Annotated in this window: 7 protein-coding genes; 4 read left to right on the top strand and 3 right to left on the bottom strand. The window is 68.6% G+C overall.

Annotated features, from left to right (window positions below; all coding sequences use genetic code 11):
* Positions 1-84: 84 nt before the first annotated feature.
* Positions 85-411, bottom strand: a complete 327-nt coding sequence (locus tag ACFVWD_RS57290; protein ID WP_389607044.1) for a hypothetical protein — start codon at positions 409-411, stop codon at positions 85-87.
* Positions 412-445: 34 nt separating this feature from the next.
* Between ACFVWD_RS57290 and ACFVWD_RS57285 the strand changes: the two genes are divergently transcribed.
* Both ACFVWD_RS57285 and ACFVWD_RS57280 read left to right on the top strand, forming a co-directional pair.
* Positions 446-934 carry an RRQRL motif-containing zinc-binding protein gene (locus ACFVWD_RS57285; RefSeq protein WP_389607042.1) on the top strand — a complete coding sequence of 163 codons (489 nt, stop codon included), beginning with the start codon at positions 446-448 and terminating at the stop codon, positions 932-934.
* Positions 935-1,155: 221 nt separating this feature from the next.
* Entirely contained in the window at positions 1,156-1,458 is a 303-nt protein-coding gene (locus tag ACFVWD_RS57280) for a hypothetical protein (protein ID WP_389607040.1), read from the top strand.
* 8 nt (positions 1,459-1,466) lie between these two features.
* Here the strand turns inward: ACFVWD_RS57280 and ACFVWD_RS57275 are convergent, their stop codons facing one another.
* Positions 1,467-2,276, bottom strand: coding sequence for a leucine-rich repeat domain-containing protein (locus ACFVWD_RS57275; RefSeq protein ID WP_389607038.1), 810 nt, complete (start codon positions 2,274-2,276; stop codon positions 1,467-1,469).
* A 49-nt stretch (positions 2,277-2,325) separates the two neighbouring features.
* Here ACFVWD_RS57275 and ACFVWD_RS57270 point away from each other — a divergent pair, with 49 nt between their 5' ends.
* Both ACFVWD_RS57270 and ACFVWD_RS57265 read left to right on the top strand, forming a co-directional pair.
* Positions 2,326-2,805, top strand: coding sequence for a Pycsar system effector family protein (locus ACFVWD_RS57270; RefSeq protein WP_389607036.1), 480 nt, complete (start codon positions 2,326-2,328; stop codon positions 2,803-2,805).
* 152 nt (positions 2,806-2,957) lie between these two features.
* Positions 2,958-3,284 (top strand): hypothetical protein, encoded by a 327-nt coding sequence (locus ACFVWD_RS57265; protein WP_389607034.1) that lies wholly within the window; start codon positions 2,958-2,960, stop codon positions 3,282-3,284.
* 166 nt (positions 3,285-3,450) lie between these two features.
* Here ACFVWD_RS57265 and ACFVWD_RS57260 read toward each other — a convergent pair whose 3' ends face one another.
* Complete coding sequence (locus ACFVWD_RS57260) at positions 3,451-4,626, bottom strand: PP2C family protein-serine/threonine phosphatase (protein WP_389607033.1); 1,176 nt, start codon at positions 4,624-4,626, stop codon at positions 3,451-3,453.
* Positions 4,627-5,061 lie beyond the last annotated feature (435 nt).

Here is a 5,061-nt window from a genome sequence, read left to right as displayed (position 1 = left end):
AACGCAGTGAACTCCGGCGCTTCGCGCCTCCGGGCCGAGGATGCGTTTCCCTCCCCGGCTGAAGCCGGGGATACCCACGCAAGATCAGGGATGGAGTGGTCCCAGTACGACGGCTCCATCAGCCCAGACGGCAGCGTGTTGCTCGCCGACACCGCCGAAGTACTCGGCTTCCACGTAGGCCACCGCTCCGGCGACCGACCAGTCCGCAAGCCGTTTGTCGAACCCTCCCGGAAGCCGCCAGAACCCCGGAGGGCCCTCGGTGCCGTCCGTTGCAGCGTCGAAGAGCTGGTCCGTCATCGGTATCAGCGACAGGCCCTGGCCGATAGAGGCCACCTGAGCGGCAGGCAAGTCCCGTGAGGCGCCACGGAGCACCTCGTCTTTGGCGATGACTGCCTGCAGTTCATAACCCATCCCAACGCCCCCTCCACCGATCGGAGGCCCCATCTTGTCGCACGCGCTGACGCCGAACCCGCGTGATACCCCCGACCAGAACCCTCCCCCCTCCAGCGGGTTCCGGCGAGAGCACCCTTCAGATTCCTCGAACCCGCTGGTTTCGGCGTACGACTGGGGCACCGCGCCCGAAGGGCTCGCCACGCGCCGCCAGTTACGCGCTCTCGGCCTGCGTCCCGCAGGGCAGGAGCCGATCATCCTGAGGTGCCGGCCGTGCGGGTACTGGCCGGGCCGCGTCTGCACGAGGCCCACCTACCTGTACCGAATCGACCGCGCCAAGCCCGTCCGGCCGATGACTCTCGCTCAGGAGCGGGCGCTGGACCGGGCGATGGAGGCACGCACCCGCTGCCCCAAGTGCCGGCGCCGGTACCACCACTGCCTGCCACTGCGCACTCTCGGCACCTGCCTGGAGTGCCACGACGGCACCCCCGCGGACCCCGCCACTTACATCGCCCCGGCCCCCGGGCATGGCCTGGCGGCCTGACCAGCACCCACCACCACCTGAGCAACCGTGGTGAGCACCGCAACCATGACCACTGCCACCTCTGCCCCGGTCACCGACACGGACAAGAACCTGGACAAGACCCTGGACGCCTCCTTGGCGACGGTCGCGGGAGAGATTACCTGAACCTCGCCCGTGGAACCCTCGAACTGCGCCGAGGCCTGCGTAGGCACACCCTCTATCTGGAGGAACTCACCCACTCCGTGGCCGCCGACTGGCTCACCTACCGTCACCGACGCTGGCCCACCAGCGCCAACCCCCACCTGCTGGTCACCCAGAAGACCGCTCCCGACCCGGACTGCCCGGCCGTGCACCGGATCACCATGCAGAAGGTTCTGCCCAAGGGACAGACCCTCGACAGGCTGCGCCAGGACCGGATCCTCGACGAAGCGTTCACCACCGGCGACCCGCTCAAGCTCATGAGGCTTTTCGGCATCACCGAACAGACCGCCATGCGCTACGTCGCTGCAGCGTATCCAGAGCGGACAGCCCGGCTGCCCCGCTGACAGTCCGATCAGTCCCAGTCGGACGGCGGCTGCTCGACCCTGCCGCCTGTATGCGGCAACTGCACGTAGCCCTCGGGACCGGAGGGCAGGGCGGAAACGCAAGCTGCCGAGCAGGCATTGACCAGGAGAGGCAGGACGTCGGTGGCCACCCGAAGGGAGATCCACACTTGGTGGAGCCCACCCTGTTCGATCGGCCGATCGCAGACACTGCATCCACGGATGGCCGTGGTACCCCAGCGCCGGGCATCAAGCGCTGTCAGGTCAAGATCAGTGACGGAAACTCGCGGTGGCTGTAGTCGAGGGAAAGGAGGACGGAGCTTGTAGTTGCCGAACAGGGCGCGGGTGCTCACCGTGCTCCGGACCAGCTTTGAGCATCTGGTGATCTCGTAGGGGAACCAGTGCAGCCGGTACGAGGTGTAGGGGGTGAGTTCCTCCAGGCTGGTCATTGCACCGATCTCGGGCGGTATTCGGACCAGGTTGCTGCCGTAGAGCACGAAGTGCTTGACCGCCGTCAGTTTGGCGATGCTCGGCGGCAGGGTGATGACCTGCCGGCGCTCCTCGGCACTGAGGTCGACCAGAGGTCGGAACTCCTCCCTCCCGTCCTCCGCGGCCTCGTCGATCAACTCCAGCAGATGTTGCCACCCGGCGGCCGAGGTGTCCTGATGTTCGGCGTGGAAACCGACACGGGCTCGCGGATGCGGCTTGGCCTGGTCGAAGCACGCGCACTCATCCCGATAGGAAGCGCGTCCTACAGATGCCGGGTCCGACGTGTCGCCCCAACGGTTCACAAAGAGCCTCGGTTCTCCCTCATCCACCATGTGGCCAAGATACGGATCTTCATCTGGCCGGCCCAGTGCTTAATGGCCAGTGGAACCCGCTCCCCGAGCCGCCTCCAACCGTGGGCAGGCGGCAGGGTTCGTCGTCACACCAGTCCCGGAATCCGCGAACCCGCGCGTTTCCGCCCGCACCGACGGCAAAGCGTCCTTACTGCTGGCCTTCAACGGCGCCGCCCTCGCCGGACTCACCTCTGTCGTCGACCGCCGGCTGCCGATCGTCACGCAGGCCTGCGGCGCGGCCGCCGTCCTCGCCCTGGCCGCGGCCGCCGTGCTGCTGCTCCTGGTCGTCCGTCCTCGCCTGCGCGGTGACGACCGCGCGTCGTTCCCGTACTGGGCACGCCTGGACGACACCGCGATCCGCGCCTGCATGCAGGGCGACACCCGCGCTGCTCGCATCCGCGTGCTGTCCCGGATCGCTGTCAGCAAGTTCCGCCAGCTGCGGCGCGCGGTCGACCTGAGCCTGGCCGCCCTGGTCCTGCTCCTCCTGGCCGCCCTTGGCGCCCTGGTCTGACGGTCCCCCGTCCTGCCCCGCACCGCGGCGCCACCAGGCGCGGGCGGGGCCGGGCAGAGGACCGGCCAGCCCGGCCCGCCACCGCCCGCCCCACAGCCGCCTGCCCGGCGGCCCATCACGATCCACCTCTACTACGGACAAGGAAGCCGCCCATGGCCACCCAGACCCAGCCCCAGCCCCAGGAACACACCGACACCTTCGCCGCGCTCAGCGACTGCTTCAGCGCGGATCTGGCCGCACTCATCGGAGAGGAAGCGCCGCGGAACGCCACTCCGGCCGGCTTCATCGACCTGGTCGAACGCGTCCGCGATGTCCTGGGCGCCGCCAGCGTCGGCTACCTGCAGGACGCCCACGAGGACCTGGACGACGCCGTCACCTACCTCACCGACGCCCTGACCAGCCCCGCAGGCGACCAGCGATCCCTTCTGGCCTGGGCGCGTACGCATTTACGGGATGCCATCGAAACAGCCGTGCGTTGAGCGCACTCTGTGCCGCCCCGGACCCGCCCGGGCCGGGGCGGTCGCAGTGGCCTCTCAACCGTGAGCAGCGAGAGGAGTTGGACGTCATGGCTCTGCCCTACGACGAGCTTGACGTCCCCATAGGGAGCACCACCGGCCAGCTGAGCATTTCAGTTGGCGCGCCTGCTCATTGGCTTGTTGTGGAGCTGTGGCGGGACCCGCCGCCACGGATGATCCTCCCGTGGCGACGGCTCGGATGCGGAGCGGTCGTGCGGCGGATCGCGATCAGGGCGGCGTCGTCGTCGAGGCGTCCGCCGACGTGGGCGAGAAGATCGCGCCGCATGTGATGCAGGAGCGTCTCGGGGCTGGCGTCGGTCCACTGGGCTGCCCGTTCAGTGAACGGGTAGAACCCGCCAGCAGGGTCGCGGGCTTCGATGATGCCGTCGGTATACAGCAGGAGGGTGTCCCCGGGCTCGAAGGAGAACACATCGAGGGTGTAGTCCTCCGGTCCAGTGCGGCTGACCCCCAGCGGGGGCGCGGGGTGCACGAGAACGGTGACCGCTTCGCCCGGCCTGAGCAGCAGTGGCGGAGGGTGGCCGCAGCTGGTCAGCCGGGTGATGGGGTCCTCGTCGGGGATCTCCAGCAGCAAGGTGGTGGCGAAGCGTTCCCCGGCCTCGTCCTCTGGTTCGAAGTCGGTCAGGTAGCGGGCGACGCTCTGTTCCAGCCCGGCGGCCAGCGTCGGCAGCGTGGTGTGCTGGTGGGCGGCCTCGCGGAAGGCGCCGAGCAGCAGGGCGGCCTCGCCGATGGCGGGGAGGCCCTTGCCCCGCACGTCACCGATCATCACGCGGGTCCCGTGCTCGGTGCGGGTGGCCGCGTACAGATCGCCGCCGATCTGGGCCTCGTCTTCGGCCGCCAGGTACAGGCAGGCGACCTGTAGCGGCCCGATCCGGTCCGGCAGTGGCCACAGCAGGACATGCTGCGCGGCCTCGGCAACCGATCGCACCTGGGCCAATTGCCGACTGCGCCGTTCGCGCACCGCACTCATGAACACGACCAAGACCGAGAGCACCGTGAGGGTGATCAACTGCACTATGTGGTTCGTTGTGGCCAGGCCGCCGTGAAACACGCCAATGATCGCTTGGGCCGCCAAGGTCAGAACTCCGATGAAGCCGGTCAGCCGGGGACCGGCGAACGAGGCAGTGATCGCGGGCGCGATGACCAGCGCCGGTCCCAGATGGACGTCTGGGGGAGAGTGGATGTCCACCATAGTGATCACCAGGATGAGCACAACGGGGATCGCCAGCAGCGCATGGCTGGACTGCCATGGCTGCCGCAGACCGGCAAAGCGCTGCTGGGCTGCCATGGCTCCACCCTGCACCCCCTCGGGGGTGGCTGCGAGCCCGGACATCAAGACGGCATCCCCCGCCAACTCACATGCTCAGCCTCGCCAGCTCAAGCGCTCACTCGCCAGGTGAAGGTCACACACGTCTTCACCGGCCCCGGTGGCTGGCCGGCTTCGCGGATGGGTGCCTGGCGGTAGCGGGCCCCGGGACGGCCGCAGCATCGGCGAAGGCGCGTCGACCGCCCCGAGCGCTCCCGTTCCCCGTCACGAGATGGAAGCACCATCCAGCATGCCCGGCCGCCTGGTCAGGGCGGAATCGAATGATCAAAGCAAGAGGCGCACCCCCACGGCCTGGACAGCTCGGGGTGCGCCTCTCTCATGCCCGCCCCGAGGGGCGAGAACAGGAGCCATCATGCCCGCCACAACAGTCTTACGTCCGCGGTCCCGCACATTGAT

The sequence above is a fragment of the Streptomyces sp. NPDC058086 genome, assembly GCF_042885015.1.
GTDB lineage: Bacteria > Actinomycetota > Actinomycetes > Streptomycetales > Streptomycetaceae > Streptomyces.
Note: the sequence above shows the minus strand (reverse complement) of the source record. Positions and strands in the feature narration are given on the sequence as shown.

Excerpts from the sequence above, each read along its gene's own strand:
- ACFVWD_RS57290 (WP_389607044.1), bottom strand. The coding sequence starts at position 411 with ATGGGTTATGAACTGCAGGCAGTCATCGCCAAAGACGAGGTGCTCCGT.
- ACFVWD_RS57265 (WP_389607034.1), top strand. The coding sequence starts at position 2,958 with ATGGCCACCCAGACCCAGCCCCAGCCCCAGGAACACACCGACACCTTC.
- ACFVWD_RS57275 (WP_389607038.1), bottom strand. The coding sequence starts at position 2,276 with ATGGTGGATGAGGGAGAACCGAGGCTCTTTGTGAACCGTTGGGGCGAC.
- ACFVWD_RS57260 (WP_389607033.1), bottom strand. The coding sequence starts at position 4,626 with ATGGCAGCCCAGCAGCGCTTTGCCGGTCTGCGGCAGCCATGGCAGTCC.